The sequence below is a fragment of the Lacrimispora amygdalina genome, from assembly GCF_003432035.1.
In the GTDB taxonomy this organism is placed as follows: Bacteria; Bacillota; Clostridia; order Lachnospirales; family Lachnospiraceae; genus Lacrimispora; species Lacrimispora amygdalina.
In genome coordinates this window covers 1-25212 of record NZ_QOHO01000019.1, presented here as the reverse complement: position 1 = coordinate 25212, position 25212 = coordinate 1, and the positions used below count along the sequence as shown (strand labels likewise).

Here is a 25212-nt window from a genome sequence, read left to right as displayed (position 1 = left end):
TACAGTATAAGCCGGGATTTTGTGATTTACAAGTAGAAACGTTAAAAGACAATGAAACTTATCGTGCCAAGTGGTATCAGTAACACTCAAAAGGAGCTCTGCTCTGAAAAAATATTATCAGGGCGGCAGCTCCTTTAAAAATAATTCAGCCAAATATTTCTTTTAATTCTTTCCGGCTTCCCTCATCGGTTAAAGCCAATATATCATCTCCAACCAGGATTTGGGAATCACCTTTTGGAATGACTAAGGCATCATCTCTGGTAATCGCAATCAGTACTGTTTTTTTCGGTATTGATAAGTTTTTGAGTAACTGGTTTGCGGCTCTGGCAGATTCGCCGACTTTCATCTGGATAATGGAATAATCACCGCGTTTTAATTTTAATATGGTGAACATATCCTCTAAATCCATTTCCTCCACTACGAAGTGCGCCATTAAATCGGCCTGATTGACGCCAACATCCACTCCCATGCTGCTGTTATAAAGCCAGGCATTTTTCGGATTATTAACTCTTGCAACCACTCTTGGAACACCAAATTCCATTTTAGCAAGAGTGGAAACGACCAGATTAATTTCGTCTGCATCCGTTACTGCTGCGATCACATCAGCAGAGTCAATTCCTGCCTGCTCCAGTACGGCAGGGTCCGATCCGAAACCGTTAATTAATACTTCAGGAGGCAGTTCTTTTAACAGCTTATTAAAATTCTTATTCCGATGTTCAATTACTTTTATTTCATGTCCGTTGGATAATAACAGGGAAGCGAGGTAGGTACCGACCTGACCTCCCCCTACAATAATTACTTTCATAGCTTTCGCGGCATCCTTTCTTGAAAATTTTATGACATTTGATTAAACTTTTCTATACCAGATCCAGCATCGCTTTTAATTTATCCGTTGCAGCTACAATAACTGAAATGTACAGGATATCCTCTGCTTCCAGAATTGTTCCCAGAGTTGGTAAAAAAGTTTTGTTATTCCGGCTGATGGAAACAATCTGTATTTCACCCAAAACTGTTATCTCATTTACCTGATGCCCGACCAAAAGAGAAGGAACTTCAATTCGAACCAGATTCACGGTACCATTTCCAATGTCATAGACACTGTCCAATTGATGGTAGGTTAAAAACTGGGTTGCTCTTTCAATACCCCAGGAAGTTGTGGATATAGTCTGAATGCCCAGTCTGTGATAGATCTCTGCCTTTTTCGTATCGTATAATCGGGCAACCACATGGGGCACACGGTAAATCGTTCTTGCTATTCTGGCTATTACAGCATTGATTTCATCACTCTCTGTACAGGATACCACAGCATCCACCTTGTCGATTCTGGCTTTGCTTAAAACGTCCCGGTCAAACCCAAATCCCAAAACCTTTATTCCCTCAAAATCACTGCCCAGGCTGTCTAAAACTTCCGGATTTGAGTCAATCACGGTTACCTGATGCCCCTTCTTAATTAAATTATGGGACAAACCTATCCCCATTTTCCCTAAGCCAACAACAATCACTTTCATAACAATCACCTCTCTATAAATTTTTGCTTCCAGCCTGCTTTTTATTGCGCAGCCATAATTTCCTTACTTCTTCAAACAGTAATACCAGCGGCGGCCAGATGCATAACAGAAGCCAGTCGGATAACAGGAGGGGGGCCGTATGGAAAACAGATTGTAATGGAGGCAGGTAAACTAAGGCAAAAATTAATATAATTTCGATGATGATACCCAGGTTAACCTGTTTATTCTTAAATAATCCGACTTTAAAAGCAGACTGTTTTTCGGTCCGGCAGTTGAACACAGCGCCGATCTGGCTGAATACAATAGCTGCCAGTGCCATGGTAGTGGCTCTGAAATAAACCGGGTTATTTCCGCTGGCCAGCCGAATATCAGGCCAGCCGTTCTGTATATTGACAAAGAAATAAGAAAAGGCAGAAGCCAGGGAACCCAGCATTCCATACCATAAAAAAGCTTTAATGATCAGTTTTTTATTTAACAGGGTTTCTTTTGGATCGCGGGGTGGCTGATCCATAATACCTTTTTCAGGTTTCTCCGTACCTAACCCCAGAGCAGGCATCATATCCGTTCCTAAGTCAATGGTGAGAATCTGCATGACAGTCAGGGGCAGGGGAATTGCGCCGCGGGAAAAGAGAAACAATGCGGAGGGAACTGCTTCCGGCATGTTGGAGTTTAGGATATACAGTAAGAACTTCCTGATATTACTGTAAACAGCCCGGCCCTCTTCAATAGCATGGACGATGGAAGCGAAGTTGTCATCGGTTAAAATCATATCCGCTGCCTCTTTTGCCACATCGGTTCCGGCAATTCCCATTGCCACACCGATATCTGCTTTTTTCAGGGCGGGAGAATCATTTACACCATCTCCGGTCACTGCTACAATTTCTCCCAGTTCCTGTAAATTCGATACAACCCTGAGTTTTTGCTCGGGAGCCACACGGGCAAATATAATTTCATCCTTTAAGTATTTTTTTAACTGCTCATCAGACATTTCTTCCAGTTCCAGTCCTGATACAACCCTTGGGTTTGCCCCTTTTACAATGCCGATCCGTTTTGCGATGCTTTCTGCCGTTAGTCCGTAGTCGCCTGTTATCATGATAATCCGGATACCGGCATGACGGCATTCTTCTACAGCCGCAGCGACTTCCGGCCTTGGAGGATCTGCCATGACAACCAATCCGACAAAGGTCATATTCTGTTCAATGATTTCGGGTGTATAGGCGCTCATGGCTGCTGGAATATTATCTTCTTTTTTCAGAAGGCGGTATGCCACAGCAAGAACACGTAATCCCTGTCTGGCATAATTGTCATTGGCATCCATAATTCTACTGCGCATTTCTTCTTCCATGGGAGTGACAGTTCCATTTATGCGAATGGTATTACTTAGTTTCATGATTTCTTTGGGAGCACCTTTCACATAGGCAATCAGTCTGGTTCCCTCTATGGGTTTTTGAAGCCGATGTACGGTCGTCATCCTCTTACGGCGTGATTCAAAAGGCAATTCTCTTAATCTTGGCGTCAACTCTGACTGCTTTGCTACATTTATACCTGCTTTCTCTGCAGCAACGCCCAGACAGGCTTCCGTAGGATCTCCAAGCACCGTGTACCGGGCGGATTCTTCCCCCGGCGGAAGCAGTCTGGCATTGCTGCACAAGGCGGCACCGGTCAGTAAAAGATTCATATCGTTATCTTCACTGGCACTTACCGTTTTTCCACCTGTCATGATTTTCCCGTTGGGGCTGTATCCCACACCTGTTACTTCATATTCCCGGCCGGCCAGCCATAAATGGTTCACAGTCATTTCATTCTGGGTTAAAGTCCCTGTTTTATCTGTACATATTACCGTAGTACTTCCCAGTGCTTCCACTGAAGAAAGTTTTTTTACCAATGCATTCCGTTTTGACATTCTTTGAACCGCCATGGCAAGAGATAAAGTGACGGTAGGAAGAAGACCTTCCGGAATAAAGGCTACAATCATGCCAAGCGCAAAGATGAAAGAGGAAGCCATGGGCTCCTTTACTAACAATAATGCTGCTACAAAGAAAAACACGCCAAATGAGATGGCAATGACAGAAATTTGTTTTGTTAAACGGTTTAGTTCTTTTTGCAGGGGACTCTGAACTTCTTTCATATTTTGTGTTAATCCGGCAATTTTACCAAATTCCGTCCGCATGCCGATTTCCATTACAACGGCTTTCCCGTTGCCTTCTGATACACTGGTACCTGCAAATATTAAATTGGGTGTCTCTGCTTTTGTAAGATCGTCTTTTAGTACAGCATCTTTTATTTTACGTACCGGATTGGATTCTCCGGTAAGAGTGGATTGATCCACCTGCAAATCACTGCTTTCTACTAATCTGGCATCGGCAGAAATCTTATCCCCTTCCTCCAATAATATAATATCGCCGATGATCAGATCTTCCGCCAGAATTTTCTGCTCTTCCCCGTCGCGGATTACGCGCGCATAGGAAGGAAGCATATTTCTTAATGCATCCGTAGCCTTACCGGCCCGGTGTTCCTGCCAGAAGCTGAATACGCCGTTAATGACGTTTACCAGCCATACGGCAATTCCCAGCTGGGGCATCCCTGCAAGAAAAGCCACAGCACCGCCAATCCAGAGCAGGATCGCCATCAGATGTACAAAGTTCCCCAGAAAGATAAGTATGATTGATTTTTTCTTTTTTTCTTCGATCAGATTTTTACCAAGTTTTTTTTGCCTTTCTTCTGCCTGTGACCGGCTCAGCCCCCCCACATTACTGCCAAGTGCAGCATAAACCTTATCTGCAGGCAGTTTTGCTATAGTTTCTTCTTTTACCGCATTTTCTGTAACCATTATGAGATATCCTTCTTTCTCTTACAAAATGATTTCAAAAATTTTATAACTGAATTGTTTCTGAGAAAATAATTGTATACCTTATGAATTAGCCTCTCAATAATCTTAACAGAATCCCTATACTTCCATATAGTTCCTTAATGTATTCTTTAAATTGGACAGGCTGCTTTCCCCAGTACGGTCTGAACAAGTTTCTGGGAAATTGATTGACTCTACAACCATTGTAGACATTATGATATACTTATCTTAATCAGGTAAAGGATGCGAATTTATTTATGGAAAAGAATTTAACCACAGGCAGTGTATTTAAGACTGTTTTATATTTCTCATTACCCTATTTATTATCTTATTTTCTTCAGACGCTGTACGGTATGGCTGATCTGTTTATTATCGGGCAATTTAACGGAGTAGACAGTATTACAGCGGTTTCAATCGCAAGCCAGGTTATGCATATGGTGACGGTTATGCTTGTCGGTCTGGCCATGGGGGCAACCGTGATGATTGGCCGTTGTGTTGGCGCAGGAGATCATGAACAGACATCTGCTGCCATCGGCAACACGATTACTCTTTTTATGGCTTTATCAGTCATGATCATGATCGTATTGCTCATGGCGGTAAATCCAATCGCTGCCATTATGTTAACACCTGCCGAAGCTTATTCAGAGACGGTTACATACCTTACAATCTGCATGATTGGTATACCATTTATTACCGGATATAATATCATCAGTTCTGTTTTTCGGGGAATGGGTGATTCTAAAAGCCCTATGTGTTTTATTGCGGTAGCCTGTGTGGCAAACATCGTACTGGATTATCTGTTTATCGGTATATTGAAACTTGGAGCAGCTGGAGCAGCACTGGGGACAACATTATCCCAGACAATCAGCGTGATTGTCTCACTGGTATTTATAAAAAAACGGAACATGGTAAGTCTTTCTCTGAAGGACTTGAAACCACAGATAGCAGTAATGCAAAATATACTTAAAGTTGGTATACCGGTGGCATTACAGGATGGATTTATTCAGATCGCATTTATTGTAATTGCTGTAATTGCAAATAGCAGGGGATTAAATGATGCGGCAGCAGTGGGCATTGTGGAAAAAATTATCGGCATTTTATTTCTGGTTCCCTCCTCTATGCTGTCCACGGTTTCTGTACTTTCCGCACAAAATGCAGGGGCTGATAAGCATGAACGTGCCCGCCAGACGCTTTGGATTGGAATAATAACAGCAGTTTCTTTCGGCACAATATCAGCAGTTATGATGCAATTATTAGCTGAACCGGCAATCGGGCTGTTTACAGATAATAGCAAAGTAATTCTGCTTGGCGGGCAATATATGAGCAGTTATGTCTGGGACTGCATTTTTGCCGGGATTCATTTTTGTTTCAGCGGGTATTTTTGTGCATATGGTTTATCGGGAATATCGTTTATACACAATTTAGTTTCAATTATTTGTGCACGTATCCCCCTTGCATATCTGGCATCCGTATATTTTGCAGATACTCTTTACCCCATGGGGATTGCAGCTCCCGCAGGATCAGTTCTGTCAGTTATTATCTGTGTCAGTGTATTTATCTGGATGAGTAAGCATCCTGATAAATTAACCGGCCGCTTATGAATGTTGGAGGGAAAAGCAGATGGAAAAAGGCGGGTTTTTTAAAATTGGAGATGTAGCGAAGCTGTTTCATATAAGCGTAGGTACCCTGCGCCACTACGAGAAAGCAGGACTGCTGAAGCCGGAATATACAGACCATGAAACAGGTTACCGCTATTACAGTACACGCCAGTTTGAATGTCTTAACACAATCCGGTATTTACGTGTACTGGATATGCCATTAGAACAAATTGCAGATTTCTTAAACAACCGTGATATTGATAAAATGCAGATGATGTTGCGGCAGCAAAAAGAAGCTGTTATTAACAAGCAAAAGGAATTGAAAATAATTGAGAGGAAGATAGAGCACCGGCTAAAACAGATTGAGGATGCGCTTTCCTCTGAACTTGATATCATTAAGGTGAAGCACATTGCTCCACGGCGGATTGCATGGATTGAGAGTACGTTATCCATAGAATCATATCTTGATTTAGAATCTTCGATTCGGCGGCTGGAGCAGGATCAGCGGGATACGGTTGTTTTTCTCGGAAAAGTGGGTGTAGGTATAGCAAAGGACAGATTATTAAAGGAGCAATATGACAGATACGATATGGTTTTTCTGCTTTTAGACAAAGAAGATGTTTATTCAGGACCAATTGAGGAATTGCCAGAAGAAACCTGTGTGACGCTGAGGTTTTGCGGAAGCCATATGAACTCTGTCGTACAGTATGAAAAGATGGCCGATTTTATTTCCGAACATAAATATCATATTACGGGATTTTCCAAAGAAATTACGATGATTGATTATGGAATGACTGATGATACAAAAAAGTTTGTGACAGAAATTCAAATACCTATCAGTATAATTTAATTGTAAAACATTTGGATTATATTACAAAATGGGTCTGGTATAATAGCAATGATGGTGAACATGAGGAAGATTTTGTTGTTGAGGATGTACTGTATCACTATACAAAGAGGATGAGTGTTGCATAATGGTAAGGAAAGAACTAATCCTAATGGGGCATATCGTAAAATACAGGAGTACCTGGTAAAACGTAATTTTTCTCATGAACAGTATTCAGGATATCATTCATGTAACCAGACAACAGATTTGGAGGTCTTTGATTTAATTAGAGCAATGACTTTAGAATTACCATGGCTTTCGCAGTGCTTAAATCATTTTGAAGTTACAAATGTCGGGGAGTACCATGATTTGATGAATCTGTTTGAACAGGGGGTTATAGAACCTATTCTCTCAAAAGCACTCACTAAGACTTAAAACACTCCCATTCTTTGTACAGCACTGAAAAAATATACTCATCATAAAGTTTTCCATCCAATTCATGGTGATCTCTTAAAATAGCATCTTTCTTAAAATTCATCTTTTTCAATAATCCGATTGATTGCGCATTAAAGCTTGCAGTCTGGGCATATATTTTGTTTATCCTGATAATCCCAAATAGAACATTAAAAAGATTCGTAAGAGCTTCACTCATATATCCGTTTTTTCTATATCGGGGAATTATATAATATCCTAATTCCATACTATTGTTTCTTGGATTATAATCGTTAAATGATACTTTACCAATCAAAGCCCCATCTTCTATTCTGGTTATTGAGAAGATTACAGTATTTTCTTTTTGAATCATATTCTTATAAAATTCCTCTAACTCATTTTTATCCATTTTAAAGATAGGTCTGCATGTCATTTTATAAAATTCTTCATATTTTGTTTCCTCTCTGATGAGAATTAACTCATCTGCAGTGATCTTTTTAATACATAATCTTTTGGTTATGATTGGGACATTTTTATATATAATATCTTTCATATATTTATTTATTCCTTTCGCCTTGTCTGAAGCTTTTTATTTTGATGCTTTACTTCAAATTCTTTTATAACACAAAAATCCCAACTTTTACAGCATGAATTCAGTGCATCTGACTATTTTTAAGGAAATGGATGCATAAATAAACAAAATACTTTCATAAATAAAGTTAATTGTATCATATTTGATACTTATCTAACATATCAATTGACAACCTTCTAATTGATGTTATAATAAAAAAAATCAAACTTTATTTATATATCGAGTTGATGGATTATACTTTTAAAGTGATGAGGTAATAAATGAGCATAGAGTGTACGGTAATAAAAGAGATTGATTATTATACAGAAAGCATCGAATTATTGTTTCGAATAGTCAATAAAAATTCTTATCAAAATTTAAAAATTGATCTTCTAAAACGCACGGATGAAGAGAAGCATGCAAAGATTTGCTATCAATTAGATAAGTTATTCTTTATTCAGGAAGACATTGAGAAACATACAGATATGAACAATCCTGATATTAAGTTTTATTTTACCAAATTCATATCGGATAATATATGTATCGCAAAAATATTATATCAATGTATGAGGCATTCCATATTTTCAGGCAGCAGGAAAGATATAAAAAGTTATATTGAACAATCATTTGATTCTATTAAAAATAACAATACTTTAGAACTATCATTTGATGATATCGATTTGAAGACTTCTGTCTATGAAAATGGTCAGAGGGTTTCATTTACAGACAGAATCGGCAGCCTGGAATGCGAACCAGCGCAAAAGTGGCAATTGTTAGAATTAATAGAGCATTCCGGCAGACACCTGGATATTCTTTATGAAATCCTTGATCAGACCGTTGCAGCCTTAAAAAAGCATGAAGAAACATTAGTGGAATTAAAAGAAGCAGCCACTGAGTATTGGGTGGAATATTTTGAGCAGCATAATTTTCATAAGTTAATGAATAGTTTTTATAACATCAGTGAAGATAGTTATCCCAGCAAGCCTACGTTCATCCGAACACAAATTATGTGCTGCAACCGGGTCATTTTTTATGGCAATGATGAAAATATGGGAGATTACCATATATTAGATGTGGGAATACTGTTTGACTGTAACTATCAGGTTACAAAAAGACAATTGACAAATCAGGAACTGAGCAATGGATTAAAGCTGTTATCTGATCCAAGTAAATTTGAGATTTTACGGTTTATACGGAACAAAAAAGCATATGGACAGGAAATTGCAGCAGAACTGAAACTTACCACTGCTACCATTTCCCATCATATGAATACGCTTATGAAGATGGGTCTAATTAATATAGAAAAATCAGACAACCGGGTTTATTATCAATTGAACAAGGAAGCTGTCAATTATTTATTAGAAGTAACGAAAAATAAATTATTGGAGGAATGAAATGAAGTTTAAAGAAATGCCATATCAGAGAGTTGATTTCGAAGAAAAAAAGGCTCAGTTTGAAGAACTTATGAAAGAGTTCGCATCTGCAGAAAGTGGAGAAACCCAGTTCGAGGTTCATAAAAAGTATTATAAATTCAAAGATGAAATTGAAACAATGATTACAATTGCAAAAATCAGACATGACATAGATACCACAGATGATTTCTATGAAAAAGAACAAACTTATTACGATGAAACAGAGCCTGAACTCCTTGATATGATCGTAAACTATGAACGGCAGATGTATGAATCTCCGTATAGAACCTGTTTAGAAGAAAAAACAGGAGCTGTAGCATTTAAGAATATTGAACTGAGCATAAGATCATTTGATAAAAAGCTGATTCCGCTTAAACAGGAAGAAAATGCTCTGACAACGGAATACGATAAGCTGATCGCCAGTGCAGAAATCGACTGGGATGGGGAGATACTGAACCTTTCGTTATTAAGAAAATATTTAACCCATAGGGATAAAGAAGTACGTCAGAAAGCATATACAAAATATTGCGCCTTTTTTGAAGCCAACGGTGAGGAGCTTGATTCCATCTATGATAAGCTGGTAGAAAATCGTACAAATCAGGCCAGGGAATTAGGTTATGATAATTTCATCGAATTAGGTTATCATCGTGTAAAGAGAAATTGCTATGGCAAAGATATGGTAGAAAATTTCAGAAACCAGGTAAAGGAATATTTTGTGCCGTTTGCAGAAAAGCTTCACGAAAGAAGAAAAAAACGGTTAGGTCTGGAGAAATTATCCTGTGCAGATGAAGGTGTTTTCTTTGCGGATGGTAATCCGGAGCCAATTGGCTCTCCGGAAGAGATCATGGCTAATGCCCGGAATATGTATGGAGAACTTTCCAGAGAAACAAAGGAATTCTTTGATTTTATGTCTGAGAATGAATTATTTGACGTGCTGGGCAGAAAGAAAAAACGGGCGGGAGGATACATGACCTACCTTCCTGTTTATAAGTCCCCCTTCATTTTTGCAAATTTTAATGGAACCAGCGGAGATATTAACGTAATTACTCATGAATGCGGTCATGCGTTCCAGGGATTTCTATCAGGAAAGGATCCCATCAGAGAACATGCTGATGTCACTATGGAAACAGCTGAGATTCACTCCATGTCTATGGAATTTTTTACTGAACCTTGGATGAATCAATTCTTTGGGGACCGAACCGATGATTACCTTTCCATGCATTTAGAAGACGCTGCCATATTTATTCCCTATGGATGTATGGTAGATGAATTCCAGCACATGGTATATGAAAATCCTGGCATGACACCGGATGAAAGGCATGATGCGTGGAAGCAGTTAGAAAAGGAATATCGGCCGCATTTGGATTATACGGGATTTCCATACTTTGAAAAAGGGGGATTCTGGCAAAAGCAGCCTCACATCTATGACGACCCCTTCTATTATATTGATTACTGTATTGCCCAGATTTGCGCATTCCAGTTCAAAATAAGAATGGATGAAAATTACCAGGAGGCCTGGAACAGCTACTTAAAGCTTTGCAACTTATCAGCCAGTGATTTCTTTACAAATATGCTGAAAGAAACGGGGTTAGCCAGTCCGTTTGAAGATGGCTGTGTGAAGAAAATCGTAGAAAAACTGGAACAATTGTATATTACAAGGTCATAACCGTATAGTATACGAGAAGCTGTCAGCTGATCGTTAAATCTATAAAATATTTTTAAGAGAAAGGGATGGATATTTATGAAATTAAGAAAATTTTGTAGTATGTTAATTGTATCAGGACTAGTTGCTTCCAGTTTAGCCGGGTGCGGCGGATCTGGCAGTAAAACTGCAGGCGGAGATGCTGCAGGTACTCAGAAAACATCAGAAAATGGGAAAAAAGGACCAAACGGAGAGACACTTGCATCCGAACAGATTGCACATGGCATGCAATTTAATGTGGTTACGTTTGACACCGCACAGGTTGGAGATGCTGAGTCAGGTTCGTTTTTCTTAGCGACATGCGAGGGTTTATTCAGAGAGAATAACGGGATTCTGGAAAATGCAGGCTGTGAAAAATATGAAATTTCTGATGATGGTCTTACCTATACGTTTCATTTAAGAAAAAACAAATGGTCAGATGGGAAAGAAGTAGTTGCCAGCCAGTATAAAGATGCAGTAGAAAGAGTGCTGAACGTGAATTTAGCATGTCCATATTCTTTTTTTGCATTTCCCATTAAAAATGCTGAGAACTATTACAATGGTAAATGTGGTTTTGATGAGGTTGGTGTAGAAGCTGTTGATGATTATACGTTAAAGTTTACGCTGGAAACACCAGAACCGTATTTTGTTGATAAATTAGCTTATACAATGTTTAATCCGATCCGTGTTGATAATATTGAAAAATATGGTGATACATATGGTACGGATGCAATGCAGACTTTATCCTGCGGACCGTATATGGTACAGGAATATACAGCGAATCAAAGTACTGTTTTCGTAAAAAATCCCGAGTATTGGGATGCAGAAAATGTATTGTTAGATGAGATCGACTTACAGCAGGTAGATGAAACCGCTACCCAGTTTCAGTTATTTGAAGCAGGCCAGTTAGATTTTGTGGCAGCTTCCGGTGATTATTTAAAACAATGGGATCAGGCAGCAAGTGAAGGCAAATGCCAGCTTTATACGGATGGGGATGTTCGTTCACAATATTTTGCATTTAATACACAGGAATCATGCCCCAGCGGTATCATGCAGAATGCAAAAATAAGAAAAGCAATCGCTTATACATTTGACAGTCAGACTTTTATCGATTCCGTTTATAATAGCAGATATACAGCGGCTTATGGCCTTGTAACACCTAATATTAAAGTCGGAGATAAAGAATACCGGACAGAAGTAGCAGAGCCGATTAAAGAAGAATATAAGGAATACGCTAATAATCCGGAAAAATTACAGGCATTATTCCATGAGGGATTAAAAGAACTTGGAAAAGATACCAATGATTTAAGCACGATTACGATTCAATACTTAGGTTACGGCGAAACCACCATAGAAAAAGATATTGAGCAATATACGGTACAACGGATACAGGATAATTTAGGCATTAAGGTTGATCTTAATGTTGTGGGTGACTTTGGACTTGCAACTGCAGCACAGCGTGCTGGTGAATTTGATATTTGTATGCAGGTATGGGGAGCAGATTATAATGATCCGATGACATTTATAGATGTTTTCAGAACCGGCGGTAGCAGTAATTATGGCAAGTATTCAAGTGAAAAATATGATCAGATCCTGGACCAGTTAGCGACAGAACAGGACAATGACAAACGTTTGAAACTGTATGGTGAAGCTGAGACCATGTTAATCAAAGACGACGCAGCAATCAAACCTCTCCTTTATCGTGATAAACACAGCTATATTAATAATCGTCTTCATGGTTTTCAATATCCTGTTTTTGGTGGTAAATATGAATTCAAATATGCTTATATTGTGGAAGAATAGATAGAGTGAAAGGTCATACCACATAGCGCATCGGCAAAAGTCTATGTGTCTGTGTGGTATCCTTTATAGAGTAGGAGAATGAATATGGCAAAATACATCGTCCGAAGAGTATTGGAAATGCTTGTTACCCTGTTTTTGATTGTGACAGCTACTTTCTTCTTACTGTCGGCAATACCTGGAAATGCACTGACTTCAAAGATTGCCAAATTACCACAAACGGTGCAGACGAAGATTATAGAAAAATACGGATATGACAAACCGGTTATAGAACGTTATGTGATTACCATGAAGGGGTTGATTATCAATGGTGACTTTGGAGAATCGATCATCAGACCAGGGGAAACATTTAACAAAAATCTGAAGGCAAAGCTTCCGGTGACAGTCAGGCTTAGTGTTCAGCAGATTTTATTAGGTGTGACATTAGGTATTTTACTGGGCATTATAGCAGCCATGAAGAGAGGAAGTTTCTGGGATAAGCTCATATTAGTCGGAGCAATGATTTTAGTATCCATGCCTTCGCTGGTTATATCACTTCTGCTTCAAAAATATTGTGCAAATGGAGAACTGATGAAGCTGCCTATTATTGGCTGGCCAAAAGGAAAAGAATTGTGGTTTGGGGGCTGGAAGTATACGATTCTGCCGACCATTGCCGGTTCCTGCAGCTTCATCGCCTATTATTCAAGACTGACGAAAACCAGCATGCTGGAAAGCATTAACCAGGAATATACCCTTACAGCAAGAGCAAAAGGACTTTCTGAAATGCAGATTGTAAAAAATCATGTTGTACGTAATTCTTTTATTCCGATTATCACCGTACTGCCTACAACTGTGGCAGGTATTCTGACGGGTTCTCTGTTCATAGAGCGCGTTTTCTCCATTCCGGGAATGGGACGATATTACATAGAAGCGATTCAGGGAAGAGATATTCCCATTGTCCTGGCAGGAACAACATTTTATGCCATTATTACGGTTATAACAATGTTGATAACAGATATTTTATATGTTATTGTCGATCCCCGAATTAAAATCGGTGCCGGGAAATAACGGAGAGGAGAACTAGTATGAATTCATTGGCAGATAAAAGATTTGAACTCGCTGACCAGTCTAAGTTTAATGCTGATGAGGTCGTCAGACCCAATATCAGTTACTGGCAGGATGCATGGCGGAGATTAAAGAAAAATAAATTAGCCATGATATCAATGGCTGTACTCATGATTCTTTTTATTATGTCTCTTATCGGACCCGGCTTAAGCGGCCAGAATTATACAACATTAATGCCGGAAATAAAAAATCTGCCGCCGAGCAATACCTATTGGCTGGGAACTGATTATTTAGGAAGAGACCTTTTTTCCCGTTTGTGGAAGGGTTTAAGATTTTCGATTATAGTTGCAGTCGTCGCAGCCAGCCTTAAAGTGATTATCGGTTGTATTTACGGTGCTGTTATGGCATACCTGGGCGGTTTTGTTGATGACATCATGATGCGTATTGTAGAGGTATTAAACAGCATTCCTCATCTGATTGTCACTTTAATCATTTTAGTTGTACTGGGAAATGGATATCTTCCCTTGTTATTTGCATTATGTATCACCAACTGGACCAGTACAGCCCGTATGGTAAGGGGGCAGATTTTAAAACTCAGAGAAAGTGAATACATAATGGCATCAGCGGCGTTGGGAGCCTCTTCCGCAAGAGTAATAGTGAGGCATTTAATTCCCAATACCTTAAGTTTGTTAATTCTGGATCTGGCAACATCGATTCCTTACATAATTTTTGACGAAACCGTGCTTTCTTTTTTAGGAATCGGCCTTCAGCCGCCTGCTTTCAGTTTGGGAACATTACTTTCAGCAGGTCAGGAGGCTATGGCATTTTATCCTGCTCATTTGTTATATCCCAGCTTACTTTTATGCTTACTTGTATTATCATTTAATATATTAGGTGACGGTTTAAGGGATGCGCTTGACCCGCAGCTTAGAGACTAGGAGGGAATCATCATGAGTCAGGAAACCTTATTAAAAGTTGAGGATTTAAAAGTTTCTTTTCACACCTATGCGGGAGAAGTGCAGGCTGTAAGAGGCGTTTCCTTTGATGTAAAAGCAGGGGAAGTATTAGCTATTATTGGTGAATCAGGCTGTGGCAAAAGTGTAACCTCCAGAGCCATTATGTCTCTTGTGAAAACTCCCCAGGGAGAGATTAAAAAGGGCAGTAAGATTATCTATGAGGGAAAGAACGTATTAGAAATGAGTAAAAAAGAGCAAAGAGCCTTTCGGGGCGGTGAATGCTCCATGATTTTTCAGGATGCCCTGGTTTCTTTAAATCCTACCATGAAAATCGGAAAACAGATTGTTGAAAACATTGTCCAGCATAGACAGATCAGCAGAAAAGAAGCAAGACAGGAGGCTGTAAAATTATTAGAGGCAGTGGGGATACCAAACCCGGACAAGAGAATTGACCAGTATCCGTTTGAATTTTCAGGCGGTATGAGGCAGAGGGCAATGATAGCGATAGCGATTGCCTGTGATCCTAAGATCCTGATTGCGGATGAGCCCACTACGGCTCTTGATGTAACGATTCAGGCACAGATTATGGAGCTTATAAAAAGTCTGAAAGAAAAACTGAATACTGCGGTTATCTTAATTACTCATGATTTTGGCGTTGTAGCAGGTTCTGCGAATAAAGTTGCTGTCATGTACGCAGGACAGGTTGTTGAAAGCGGTTCAAGAGAAGAGATTTTCTATAATCCACAGCACCCGTACACCCTGGCGCTTCTTGGCAGTGTGCCCAAATTAGAATGGAAGAATAAGCAGCTTTTACAAACAATAAAAGGAACTCCGCCAGACCTTATTTCTCCGCCGAAAGGTTGTGCATTTGCGAAACGCTGTAATTATTGCATGAATGTCTGCTTGGAAGAGATGCCTGAGATAACTGATTTTGAAGATGATCATCATACACGCTGCTGGTTACACCATGAGGAAGTGCCGGCGTCTGTTAAAAAAATGTTCCAGGATGACAGAAGGATAATAACTGTTAGCGAAAATGGCAATACAGCGGTTGAGGGTGAAGAAAATGAGTAGTCATGATATTTTAGAAGTGAAACATTTAAAGAAATATTTTAATGTAGGAAAACACGATCTTTTAAAAGCGGTAGATGATGTCTCGTTCAGCATAAAAGAAGGAGAAACCTTAGGCCTTGTGGGTGAATCCGGCTGCGGAAAAACCACCTGCGGCCGTACTGTTGTGGGCATGTATCGTGCAACAGAAGGGGAAGTATACTATAAAGGACAAAATGTACATAAACTAAAAGGGAAAGAAAAAAAGGCTTTTAACAAAGAAGTCCAAATCATTTTTCAGGACCCCTATGCTTCTTTAGACCCAAGAATGACAGTGGCAGAGATTATTGGTGAAGGGATTGAAATTCATGATCTGGCTAAGACAAAGCAGGAAAAGGATGAAAAGATTGCTCATCTTTTGGAATTAGTCGGTTTGAATAAAGAACATGCCAATCGTTTTATCCATGAATTTTCAGGCGGGCAGAGGCAGAGGATCGGGATTGCAAGGGCTCTTGCAGTTGAACCTAAATTTATCATGTGCGATGAGCCTATATCGGCATTAGATGTATCCATTCAGGCGCAGATTGCCAATATGCTGATTAAATTCCAGCAGGAAATGAAACTGACTTATTTATTTATTGCCCATGATTTAGCGATGGTAAAACACATTTCTGACCGTATCGCCGTCATGTATCTGGGATCTATTGTGGAACTTGCAGAATCGGAAGTTCTTTATCGGCACCCGTTTCATCCTTATACGGAAGCATTAATGTCGGCGATTCCCATTGCTGATCCTAAGATTGAAGATTCCAGACAGAGAATTATGTTAGAAGGTGATGTTCCAAGTCCCATTAACACACCGCCGGGCTGTAAGTTCCAGGGAAGATGCCGGAAAGCAACCGGTCAGTGCAGATGCGAAGCACCAAAATTAACAGAAGTAGAACAGGGGCATTTTGTTGCCTGTCACTTATATCAGAAGCAGGTTGAATAGGATGGAACGTTTAAAAGATATGGGAGTGGATTTTTATAAATGTTTGAAGTACAGCAGTCTGGTAAGCCTTATATTCATGATGGTAAGTGGTTTGTGCAGTTTTATTATTTCAGGAGGAAGTCTGACTACTGCCCTGGAATGCATAAAAGCAGTTTTATTCGCATCGGGAAGCATAGGACTTATGATTGCTGCTGTATCTATCTTAAAAAGAGACAGGGAAAAAGAAAAAGACTGGTACGAGTGGAAAAAGAGATTTAAAATATTTTCATACAGAGTAACAATCGCAATCATGAGTATTACTATTTTGTTATATGGATGCATAATAGATGAGATTTTATTTATGTTAAACCATTAGTCACTGGAATTGGAAAAAGGAACTTTTGCGGCATGTTGGATATGCGGCAGAAGTTCCTTTTGTCAGATTGTCAGTAGTTTATGTCGGAAACCCATTTTACCCTCAAAATCAGGATGGTGGTAATGAGGGCAGCCATGTAATTGGAAAACAGGTTTCCCCAGAATACCGAATAAAAGCTGAGAAAATGTTCGGTTGCCAATATAAATATGTATCGCAGAAGCCATACCCGCAGCAGGCTGATGAAGAGCGTAATCCGAGTCTTTCCAAGACCGATAAAGGCTCCCTGCTGAACCATACAGATACCGAAGCCGATTACGGAATAAGTATAAATATGAAGCGCCTGGTTTGCCACGGCGAGGACGGAGGCATCTCTGGTAAACAGCACCGTAAGTTTTGATGACAAAGGTACCACCAGAGCGATTAAAAGAGCAGCAGTAATGGCACTAATGACACATCCATCCAGACAGGCTTTTTTTGCCTTCTCCGGCTGTTTCGCTCCGATATTCATGCTGACCATGGTGGTGACTGCGGAACCGAAGGAAGAGGGGAGTATAAAGCATATGGATGTAATGTTATTGGCAATTCCCTGTCCGTTTAAAACAACAGCCCCGTATTTTTCCACTTCATTGTTGATCAGGAAGAAACCTAAGTTGAGCATCAGGCTGGAAAGCATGGCAGGAAAACCGATCCGCAGTAAGGTGCGAATGATGGTCCAGTCAAATCGGAAGCCGGTCAGAACAAAGCGTTCACCTGTTTTTTTGATGAATAATTCATAATACATCCATCCCGTAATTAAAAAGTTGGATGCCAGGGAGGCCATGACAGAGCCGACAAGACCCCAGCGGAATACTGCAATAAAGACGGCATTAAAAACAATTTTTAGAATCAGCATGATCACCATCCGGACAAACGTATCTTCTGGCTTGCCGTTGGCATTCTTTATGGAATTATAAATAGATTCCATGAAGGAAAAGGGTGTCACACAGGCGTTCAATGCAAGATAGATAAAAACATTGCGGGAAATATCTTTATTTACATGGGCGGATATGGGAAAGGCAAGGGCAATCAGGATCGGTGCAAGGAGAAAGCCCAATAAAAAAGTAAAAACGATGATTTGAGTGGAAATTTTCCGGCTGTTTTTAAAATCCCCGTTTCCATTGGACTGGCCGATAATGGCCATTCCAGCCACACTCACGCCCTGTGCCAGGGCAGAAACCATGTTTACAATGGGGGTGCAGTAAGTGACGGCGCTTGCCGCATTAGTACCTACAAGGTTGTTAAGAAACAGGCCATCAATGACTGGTATGGCGGATTGGATGAGTCCCATCATAAGGGTGGGAACGGAAAGAAATAATATGGTTGCAAAGACGGAGCCATTAAGAATTAAATCACGCCGCTGCTCGGTGCTTTGCTTTAAAAAGTTTGACTTCATGTCGGTTCACCTGATTTAGTAGATTTGCGGTAGAGTTTCGGTCAGTACCGTACAAATTTAAAATATACTCTTGAGGAAATGGAAAGTCAAACTAAAACTAATACTTTTTTTCTATTAAAAATATTCCCTGATACAATATATAATACAAGTCTTGTATTTAATACCCACTCAATGATGCGGATCAAAGTTGACAATATCACTAATTAGTGATATATTAAAATTATGAAAAAGAACACAATATCTTATGGAAAAGAAAATGATAGCAATTTAAAAGCATTCATTGGACTTAGCAGAACAACCCAGGCACTTCACAGAAGAGCGGGTGCCATCTTTAGCCAGGGCGGCCTTACATCGGCGCAATTTGCTGTGCTGGAGGCATTGTACCACAAAGGGGATTTAACAATTAACGAGATCATCGACAGTATTCTTTCTACCTCCGGGAATATGACGGTGGTAATTAATAACTTAGAAAAAGATGCCATGATAGTAAGACATCCGAATCCAAACGATAAAAGGTCCTGTATTATTGCAATCACGCAAAAGGGGAGAAAAAAAATCGAAGAGATCTTCCCCAGGCATGTGGAAGATTTAGCAGAGTGTTTTACCGGACTGAATCAAGAGGAAAAGGAAATGCTTGTGCATCTGTTGAAAAAAATAAACACAAGGAGTGAATCAAATGAGTAAAAAGATAAAGGCAATTGAAAAAATAGGATTTCAATGGGGAATGGACAGTCCGTTTCTGGCATGTATGCATCACAAAGATCAATTCCCGGCAGGGAATGAGGTACAGGGACCTGCGGTTTCTTTAGCAGGAAGAAATATGGGAAATGATTTTTCCGGAAAAGACGGCTTCAGTATGTACCATGGAGAAAAAGTTCCGGGATTTCCGGTTCACCCTCACCGTGGTTTTGAGACTGTCACGGTTGTACTGGAAGGGATTGTTGACCACTTTGATTCCAAGGGAGCGGAAGGACGTTATGGAAATGGAGACGTCCAGTGGCTGACTACCGGTGCAGGCTGCCAGCATGTAGAGATGTTCCCGCTTGTTCATCAGGATAAGGAAAATCCTCTGGAATTATTTCAAATCTGGCTGAATTTACCGGCAGAGAGTAAATTCACAGAACCGGATTACAAAATGCTCTGGGCAGAAGAAATTCCAGTGATCAGACATACAAATGAAAAGGGAAAGACAGCAGTCATTCGTTTAATTGCCGGGAAATATGAAGACAAAAAGAGCCTGGAGCCAACGGAAAATTCATGGGCAGCAAGGGAAGAAAATCATGTAGGAATCCAGCTTGTGGAACTGGAGCCTGAGGCAGAGTTTCATATCGCTGCAGGTTCTAAGACCTTAAACCGTAACCTGTATTTTTATAAGGGAGACAGTTACATTACCATAGATGGTAAAAATATTGATCCGTCTTCCCGAATCAGGCTTTCGGGAGAAGATCAGATTACGGTGGTTAATGGGGATACAACCAGTTATATTTTACTCTTGGAAGGAGAACCGATTAACGAGCCGGTTGCGCAATTTGGACCGTTTGTTATGAATTCCGAAGAGGAAATACGAAAGGCATATGAGGATTATCAGAATACGCAGTTTGGAGGCTGGCCATGGCCGGATGATGAGCCGGTTCATGAAAGAAAGATGGGAAGATTTGCCCGTTATCCAGATGGAAGTGTAGTAAAAAGGTAATATACAGCCAGCAGAATAAGTTTGGTAAAAGCATCAGCTTCGCAAACAGCTGGATAGAAAAAAAGGAGTTTTTACAGTATTTGATTTTTATGCTGTAAAAACTCCTTTTTTCAGATGAAACAGTTAAAACTTAATTTTCTTCTCCAGCAAAGTAATCCCCTGATACAAAATTGCCGAAACAATACAAAGGATCACAATGCTCATCACCACCAGGTCCATCTTAAACACCTGGCTTCCATAAATGATCAGATATCCAAGCCCTTTATTCGCCGCCAGAAATTCTCCGATTATCACCCCGACCAGACAAAGCCCGATGTTTACCTTCATATTACTGATAATCAGTGGTACCGATCCTGGAAGCAGCACCTTTAAGAGCACATCCTTTTTATTCCCCCCCAGTGAATAAATCAGCTTGATTTTATCCGGATCTGTCTGGGAAAATCCTGTATGGAGTGTCATAATGCACCCAAATACAGCGACAGAGATGGAAGCTACGATAATCGTCTTGATGTTATTGCCCAGCCATACGATTAAAATAGGGGCAAGCGCAGATTTGGGAAGACTGTTTAACATGACCAGGTACGGCTCCAGAACTTCCGATATGCTGCGGCTTGACCAGAGGAGAACGGCAATCAGGAAGCCGCACAGGACCACCAGTACAAAGCTGACCATTGTTTCCATGACGGTGACTCCTATGTGCATGAAGATGCTTTTATCCTTTACCATGTCAAGAAAGCAGATGGTAACTCTGGAAGGGGAGCTGAAAATAAAGTCATTGATAATGCCCAGTCTGGCACATAATTCCCAGACTGCGAGCAGCAGGACCAGCAGCATAAAACGCCAGACTCTTACGTTCCGGCGGTGTATCTTCTCTTTCTCAATAAATGCCTGCTGGGCTAACGTAGGATGTGTCTCAATCATGATTTTGCAGCTCCTTCCATACCTGATTAAAATAAACGGAAAATTCCGGCATATTTCTGCGGTCCAGAGACCGGAGGTCCTGGCTGCCGAACGAGATGGGAACAACGGCCTTGATTCTGCCAGGTCTCTTTGTCAGGACAATCACCCTGTCCGCCACACTGATGGCTTCAGATAGGTCATGGGTAATCAGGATAGCGGTTTTATGAGTGCTTTTTATAATAGAACTGATATCGTCACAGACAGAAAGTCTGGTCTGATAGTCCAGAGCGGAGAATGGTTCATCTAATAAAAGAAGGTCCGGCTCCAGTGCCAGGGTGCGGACCAGAGCAGCACGCTGGCGCATACCGCCGGACAATTCAGACGGTCTTGCATTTTCAAAACTGCCAAGACCGTAAGTATGAAGCATGTTATGAAGCTTTTCTCTGGAACTGCTGTTTCGTTTTTTCTGAATTTCCAGTCCAAGCTCAGCATTTCCCATTATGGTGCGCCATTCAAAGAGATGGTCACGCTGCAGCATGTAACCTATATTAACAGCCGATTCGGCCTTCGGCACGCCGTCGATTAAGATCTCTCCCTCATCGGGAATCAGCAGTCCGCATAAAAGTGATAACAGGGTTGATTTTCCACAGCCGGAGGGACCGACCACAGCAAGGAATTCCCCGTTGTCAGCAGTAAATGATATATTAGAAAGGGCCAGTGTCTCACCCTCAAGGGAATGATAGGAGTAACTGAGCCCGCGAACTTCCAGTTTTGGTTTCATGGGTCCTCCTTATTTGACAGAATTAACTCTGATATAGTGTTATAATATGTACAAAAAAAAGGAGTGTGAGAAAAACTTTGTCCTCTCATGGTATAGAAACAATTTAAGAAATTCAAATAATAGATGGAAATATCAGAAAAAATGAGAAAAAACCCTTGCAATGCCAGGAAAAGGGTGTTATACTATTCAAGATAACAAGCATGTTTGACTGATAGAGAGTGGGCGCAAGTCCACTCTTTCCATTTTGTTTGGAAAGGTGGGAAGAAAATGGCTAAAAGAGAAGAGTATGAGGCAAAGACAGAAAGCTTTTTAATGCCCCTTATGAAAGAGAACGATTTTGAACTGGTTGACGTGGAATATGTAAAAGAAGCGGGAAACTGGTATTTACGGGCTTATATTGATAAAAAAGGCGGAATTACAGTTGATGACTGTGAAATTATAAGCAGAAAGCTGGGAGACTGGCTGGATGAAAAGGATTTTATTGCAGACAGCTACATTCTGGAGGTCAGTTCCCCGGGACTTGGCAGACCCTTAAAAAAAGATAAGGATTTTGACAGAAGCATCGGAGAAGATGTGGACATTAAGCTGTATAAGCCTTTGAACAAACAAAAGGATTTTACTGGCACGCTGATATCCTATGACAGGGATACTGTAACCATTGCCCAGGAAGATGGAACGGAGCTTACGCTCAACCGACCGGAGATCGCACTCATCCGGCTGGCATTTGATTTCTAAACAGTAAGAGATATTAGGAGGATAAAAAAATGAATAAGGAACTGTTAGAAGCACTGAATATTCTGGAAAAGGAGAACAGTATCAGCAAGGAGACCCTGTTGGAAGCAATTGAGAATTCTCTCCTTACTGCGTGCAAGAACCACTTTGGGAAAGCGGATAATATTAAAGTCAGCATCAACCGTGATACCTGTGATTTTAACGTTTCCGCAGAAAAAGAAGTGGTGGAGACAGTTGAAGATCCTCTGCTGCAGATCAGCCTGGCAGAGGCGAAGATGACAGATCCCAAATACGATATCGGAGATGTGATCCATTGTCCTATAGACTCGAAAAAGTTCGGAAGAATTGCCACACAGAATGCTAAGAACGTGATTCTGCAGAAGATCCGTGAGGAAGGCAGAAAATCATTGTTTAATGACTGGTACTGTCAGGAACGGGAAGTCGTTACTGGTATTGTACAGAGATATCTGGGAAGAAACGTCAGCATCAACTTAGGCAAGGTAGACGCCATTTTAAATGAAACAGAGATGGTCAAGGGAGAAGTATTCAAGGCTACCGAACGAATCAAGGTTTTTGTCCTGGAAGTGAAGGATACTCCCAAGGGACCGAGAATTTCCGTATCAAGAACACACCCGGATCTGGTAAAACGCCTGTTTGAGTCTGAAGTAACGGAAGTAAAGGACGGAACAGTAGAGATTAAGGCAATCGCAAGAGAAGCCGGTTCCAGAACCAAGATCGCCGTAAAATCCAACGATACCAATGTTGATCCGGTAGGTGCATGTGTTGGTTTAAACGGAGCCAGGGTAAATTCCATCGTCAATGAATTAAGGGGAGAAAAAATCGACATTATCAACTGGGATGACAATCCGGCTTACTTAATTGAGAATGCACTCAGTCCGGCAAAGGTAATCTGCGTTGTGGCTGATGAAGTATCCAAAGAGGCACAGGTGATTGTACCGGATTACCAGCTGTCTCTGGCAATTGGCAAGGAAGGCCAGAATGCAAGGCTAGCAGCAAGACTTACCGGTTACAAGATTGATATCAAGAGTGAAACACAGGCAAGAGAGCTTGGTCTCTTTGAAGAGCTTGGTCTTGAATATCAGGACAGCGCAAACAGCAGCAGTGACTATGAAGAAGAGTTTCAAAGCGAATATCAGGAAGAAGAGTCCGAAGAGTAGCGATCAGGAATAATAATTAGGATGTGGTGGAGACGTGAGTACAAAAAAGGTACCGCTCAGACAGTGTATCGGCTGCGGTGAGATGAAAAATAAAAAAGAGATGATACGTGTTTTAAAAACTTCGGAAGACAGCTTTGTTCTTGATGGAACCGGGCGTAAGAATGGACGGGGAGCTTATATATGTCCTTCCATGGAATGCTTCAAAAAAGCAGTAAAGGGTAAGGGGCTGGAGCGTTCCTTTAAAATGTCGATTCCAAAAGAAGTTTACGAAGCGTTGGAAAGGGAGATGGAGCAGTTTGGATAACAGACAGAAGATCCTGAATCTGATCGGCCTGGCCACAAAAGCCGGGAAGATCTCGAGCGGAGAGTTCATGACTGAGAAATCCGTTAAGGCAGGAAAAGCATCGTTAGTGATCGTTTCTGAGGAAGCCTCAGACAATACAAGGAAGATGTTTACCAATATGTGTACTTACTATAAGGTACCAATTTATTTCTTTGCAGGAAAGGAAGAACTGGGTCACGCTATGGGTAAGGAGATGAGGGCGTCTCTTGCTGTCGTGGATAATGGGTTTGCAAAGGCAATCGGGAAACTAATGAATACGAATGCAGGTAGTCAGTGTGAGAATGATCCTTCACATCTACCGGTATGTGCTGATGAATGTGCACAGAATGGAGGAAAGCATGAGAGTATATGATCTGGCAAAAGAACTGGGAAAAGACACGAGTAAGGAGATACTGGACATATTGGAAAAACATAATATAAATTTAAAAAGCTCTTCAAATATCACCGATGAACAGGCAGCAATTGTAAAAAAGGAAGTGGCAGGCAGCAGGGGAACTTCACCTGCACGTCCTGAGGCAGCAAACAGTGATGATTCTGAAGCACCAAAGAAAAAAATTGCGGCTGTATTCAGACCGCAGAATGCACAGATGAAGCCGCAGGGACAGGGAACATCAAGACCTGCCCAGAAACCTGCCCAGAATATGGGACAGAGAGATGACATGCAAAGAACCCGCCAGGGGAATGAGCAGACATCAGAAGGCGCAGTGAGAGAGCACAGTGCAGGAACCCGTGAAGAAAGACCTCAGGGCGGCTATCAGGGAACCCGTGAGGAAAGACCACAGGGAAGTTATCAGGGAAACCGCGACGGAAGACCTCAGGGTCAGGGCGGCTACCAGGGAAACCGTGAAGCAAGACCGCAGGGTCAGGGTGGTTACCAGGGCAACCGTGACGGAAGACCACAGGGAAGTTATCAGGGAAACCGCGACGGAAGACCGCAGGGTCAGGGCGGTTACCAGGGAAGCAGACCCCAGGGCCAGGGCGGCTATCAGGGAAACCGTGACGGAAGACCGCAGGGTCAGGGCGGTTACCAGGGCAACAGACCGCAGGGTCAGGGCGGCTACCAGGGAAACCGTGACGGAAG

The 25212-nt window shown here is 41.0% G+C and carries 24 protein-coding genes and 1 pseudogene; 18 read left to right on the top strand and 7 right to left on the bottom strand.

Annotation, left to right across the window (positions count from 1 at the left end; translation table 11 throughout):
• Positions 1–145 precede the first annotated feature (145 nt).
• Genes DS742_RS06675 through DS742_RS06665 form a run of 3 tightly spaced genes read right to left on the bottom strand, consistent with a single transcriptional unit; the run spans position 146 to position 4338 of the window.
• A complete protein-coding gene (locus DS742_RS06675; protein WP_117416216.1) occupies positions 146–805 on the bottom strand; it encodes a potassium channel family protein in 660 nt (219 codons plus the stop codon).
• Positions 806–857: 52 nt separating this feature from the next.
• On the bottom strand, positions 858–1508 hold the full coding sequence (locus DS742_RS06670; RefSeq protein WP_117416215.1) for a potassium channel family protein: 651 nt from the start codon (positions 1506–1508) through the stop codon (positions 858–860).
• Positions 1509–1521: 13 nt separating this feature from the next.
• Positions 1522–4338, bottom strand: a complete 2817-nt coding sequence (locus tag DS742_RS06665) for a cation-translocating P-type ATPase (protein ID WP_117416214.1) — start codon at positions 4336–4338, stop codon at positions 1522–1524.
• A 275-nt stretch (positions 4339–4613) separates the two neighbouring features.
• Here DS742_RS06665 and DS742_RS06660 point away from each other — a divergent pair, with 275 nt between their 5' ends.
• From DS742_RS06660 to DS742_RS06650, 3 genes are all read left to right on the top strand, one after another.
• Positions 4614–5957, top strand: coding sequence for an MATE family efflux transporter (locus tag DS742_RS06660; protein ID WP_117416213.1), 1344 nt, complete (start codon positions 4614–4616; stop codon positions 5955–5957).
• A 19-nt stretch (positions 5958–5976) separates the two neighbouring features.
• Positions 5977–6804 carry a MerR family transcriptional regulator gene (locus DS742_RS06655; RefSeq protein WP_117416212.1) on the top strand — a complete coding sequence of 276 codons (828 nt, stop codon included), beginning with the start codon at positions 5977–5979 and terminating at the stop codon, positions 6802–6804.
• A 117-nt stretch (positions 6805–6921) separates the two neighbouring features.
• On the top strand, positions 6922–7215 hold the full coding sequence (locus DS742_RS06650; protein ID WP_117416211.1) for a hypothetical protein: 294 nt from the start codon (positions 6922–6924) through the stop codon (positions 7213–7215).
• On the opposite strand, the gene DS742_RS06645 is transcribed toward DS742_RS06650, so the two are convergent.
• Positions 7205–7765 (bottom strand): GNAT family N-acetyltransferase, encoded by a 561-nt coding sequence (locus DS742_RS06645; protein WP_117416210.1) that lies wholly within the window; start codon positions 7763–7765, stop codon positions 7205–7207. The two genes, DS742_RS06650 and DS742_RS06645, sit on opposite strands and share 11 nt — an antisense overlap.
• A 299-nt stretch (positions 7766–8064) precedes the next feature.
• Between DS742_RS06645 and DS742_RS06640 the strand changes: the two genes are divergently transcribed.
• The 8 genes from DS742_RS06640 (at position 8065) to DS742_RS06605 (ending at position 17072) form a co-directional block, all read left to right on the top strand.
• Complete coding sequence (locus tag DS742_RS06640; RefSeq protein WP_117416209.1) at positions 8065–9177, top strand: ArsR/SmtB family transcription factor; 1113 nt, start codon at positions 8065–8067, stop codon at positions 9175–9177.
• A gap of 1 nt (position 9178) precedes the next feature.
• On the top strand, positions 9179–10861 hold the full coding sequence (locus DS742_RS06635; protein ID WP_117416208.1) for a M3 family oligoendopeptidase: 1683 nt from the start codon (positions 9179–9181) through the stop codon (positions 10859–10861).
• 75 nt (positions 10862–10936) lie between these two features.
• Positions 10937–12679 carry a peptide ABC transporter substrate-binding protein gene (locus tag DS742_RS06630; RefSeq protein ID WP_117416207.1) on the top strand — a complete coding sequence of 581 codons (1743 nt, stop codon included), beginning with the start codon at positions 10937–10939 and terminating at the stop codon, positions 12677–12679.
• Positions 12680–12763: 84 nt separating this feature from the next.
• Entirely contained in the window at positions 12764–13723 is a 960-nt protein-coding gene (locus DS742_RS06625) for an ABC transporter permease (RefSeq protein ID WP_117416206.1), read from the top strand.
• Positions 13724–13740: 17 nt separating this feature from the next.
• A complete protein-coding gene (locus tag DS742_RS06620; protein WP_117416205.1) occupies positions 13741–14658 on the top strand; it encodes an ABC transporter permease in 918 nt (305 codons plus the stop codon).
• Positions 14659–14670: 12 nt separating this feature from the next.
• The gene (locus DS742_RS06615; protein WP_117416204.1) at positions 14671–15750 is read left to right on the top strand and encodes an ABC transporter ATP-binding protein; all 1080 of its coding nucleotides are present in this window, start codon (positions 14671–14673) and stop codon (positions 15748–15750) included.
• Positions 15743–16717, top strand: a complete 975-nt coding sequence (locus DS742_RS06610) for an ABC transporter ATP-binding protein (RefSeq protein WP_170313381.1) — start codon at positions 15743–15745, stop codon at positions 16715–16717. Before DS742_RS06615 ends, DS742_RS06610 begins: the two co-directional genes overlap by 8 nt.
• Position 16718: 1 nt before the next feature.
• The gene (locus DS742_RS06605) at positions 16719–17072 is read left to right on the top strand and encodes a hypothetical protein (protein WP_117416202.1); all 354 of its coding nucleotides are present in this window, start codon (positions 16719–16721) and stop codon (positions 17070–17072) included.
• A 70-nt stretch (positions 17073–17142) separates the two neighbouring features.
• Here DS742_RS06605 and DS742_RS06600 read toward each other — a convergent pair whose 3' ends face one another.
• Positions 17143–18504 carry an MATE family efflux transporter gene (locus DS742_RS06600; protein WP_117416201.1) on the bottom strand — a complete coding sequence of 454 codons (1362 nt, stop codon included), beginning with the start codon at positions 18502–18504 and terminating at the stop codon, positions 17143–17145.
• A gap of 222 nt (positions 18505–18726) precedes the next feature.
• Here DS742_RS06600 and DS742_RS06595 point away from each other — a divergent pair, with 222 nt between their 5' ends.
• Positions 18727–19188 (top strand): MarR family winged helix-turn-helix transcriptional regulator, encoded by a 462-nt coding sequence (locus DS742_RS06595; protein WP_117416200.1) that lies wholly within the window; start codon positions 18727–18729, stop codon positions 19186–19188.
• A complete protein-coding gene (locus DS742_RS06590; protein WP_117416199.1) occupies positions 19181–20197 on the top strand; it encodes a pirin family protein in 1017 nt (338 codons plus the stop codon). The genes DS742_RS06595 and DS742_RS06590 overlap by 8 nt, the downstream gene beginning before the upstream one ends.
• Positions 20198–20320: 123 nt before the next feature.
• Here DS742_RS06590 and DS742_RS06585 read toward each other — a convergent pair whose 3' ends face one another.
• Positions 20321–21118 (bottom strand): ABC transporter permease, encoded by a 798-nt coding sequence (locus DS742_RS06585; RefSeq protein ID WP_117416198.1) that lies wholly within the window; start codon positions 21116–21118, stop codon positions 20321–20323.
• Positions 21111–21878 (bottom strand): ABC transporter ATP-binding protein, encoded by a 768-nt coding sequence (locus DS742_RS06580; protein ID WP_117416197.1) that lies wholly within the window; start codon positions 21876–21878, stop codon positions 21111–21113. The genes DS742_RS06585 and DS742_RS06580 overlap by 8 nt, the downstream gene beginning before the upstream one ends.
• A gap of 267 nt (positions 21879–22145) precedes the next feature.
• On the opposite strand from DS742_RS06580, the gene rimP reads away from it, so the two are divergent.
• The 5 genes and pseudogenes from rimP to DS742_RS06555 all read left to right on the top strand — a co-directional run.
• Positions 22146–22613 (top strand): ribosome maturation factor RimP, encoded by a 468-nt coding sequence (gene rimP / locus DS742_RS06575; protein ID WP_117416196.1) that lies wholly within the window; start codon positions 22146–22148, stop codon positions 22611–22613.
• Positions 22614–22642: 29 nt separating this feature from the next.
• Entirely contained in the window at positions 22643–23788 is a 1146-nt protein-coding gene (gene nusA / locus DS742_RS06570; protein WP_117416195.1) for a transcription termination factor NusA, read from the top strand.
• A 34-nt stretch (positions 23789–23822) separates the two neighbouring features.
• Positions 23823–24092, top strand: coding sequence for an RNase P modulator RnpM (rnpM, locus tag DS742_RS06565; protein WP_117416194.1), 270 nt, complete (start codon positions 23823–23825; stop codon positions 24090–24092).
• Positions 24085–24414: pseudogene (locus DS742_RS06560) on the top strand (L7Ae/L30e/S12e/Gadd45 family ribosomal protein); the annotation flags it as partial. The gene rnpM and the pseudogene DS742_RS06560, both read left to right, overlap by 8 nt.
• A gap of 55 nt (positions 24415–24469) precedes the next feature.
• Positions 24470–25212 (top strand): translation initiation factor IF-2 N-terminal domain-containing protein (locus DS742_RS06555; protein ID WP_170313380.1); only part of this gene is annotated, 743 nt, incomplete at its 3' end.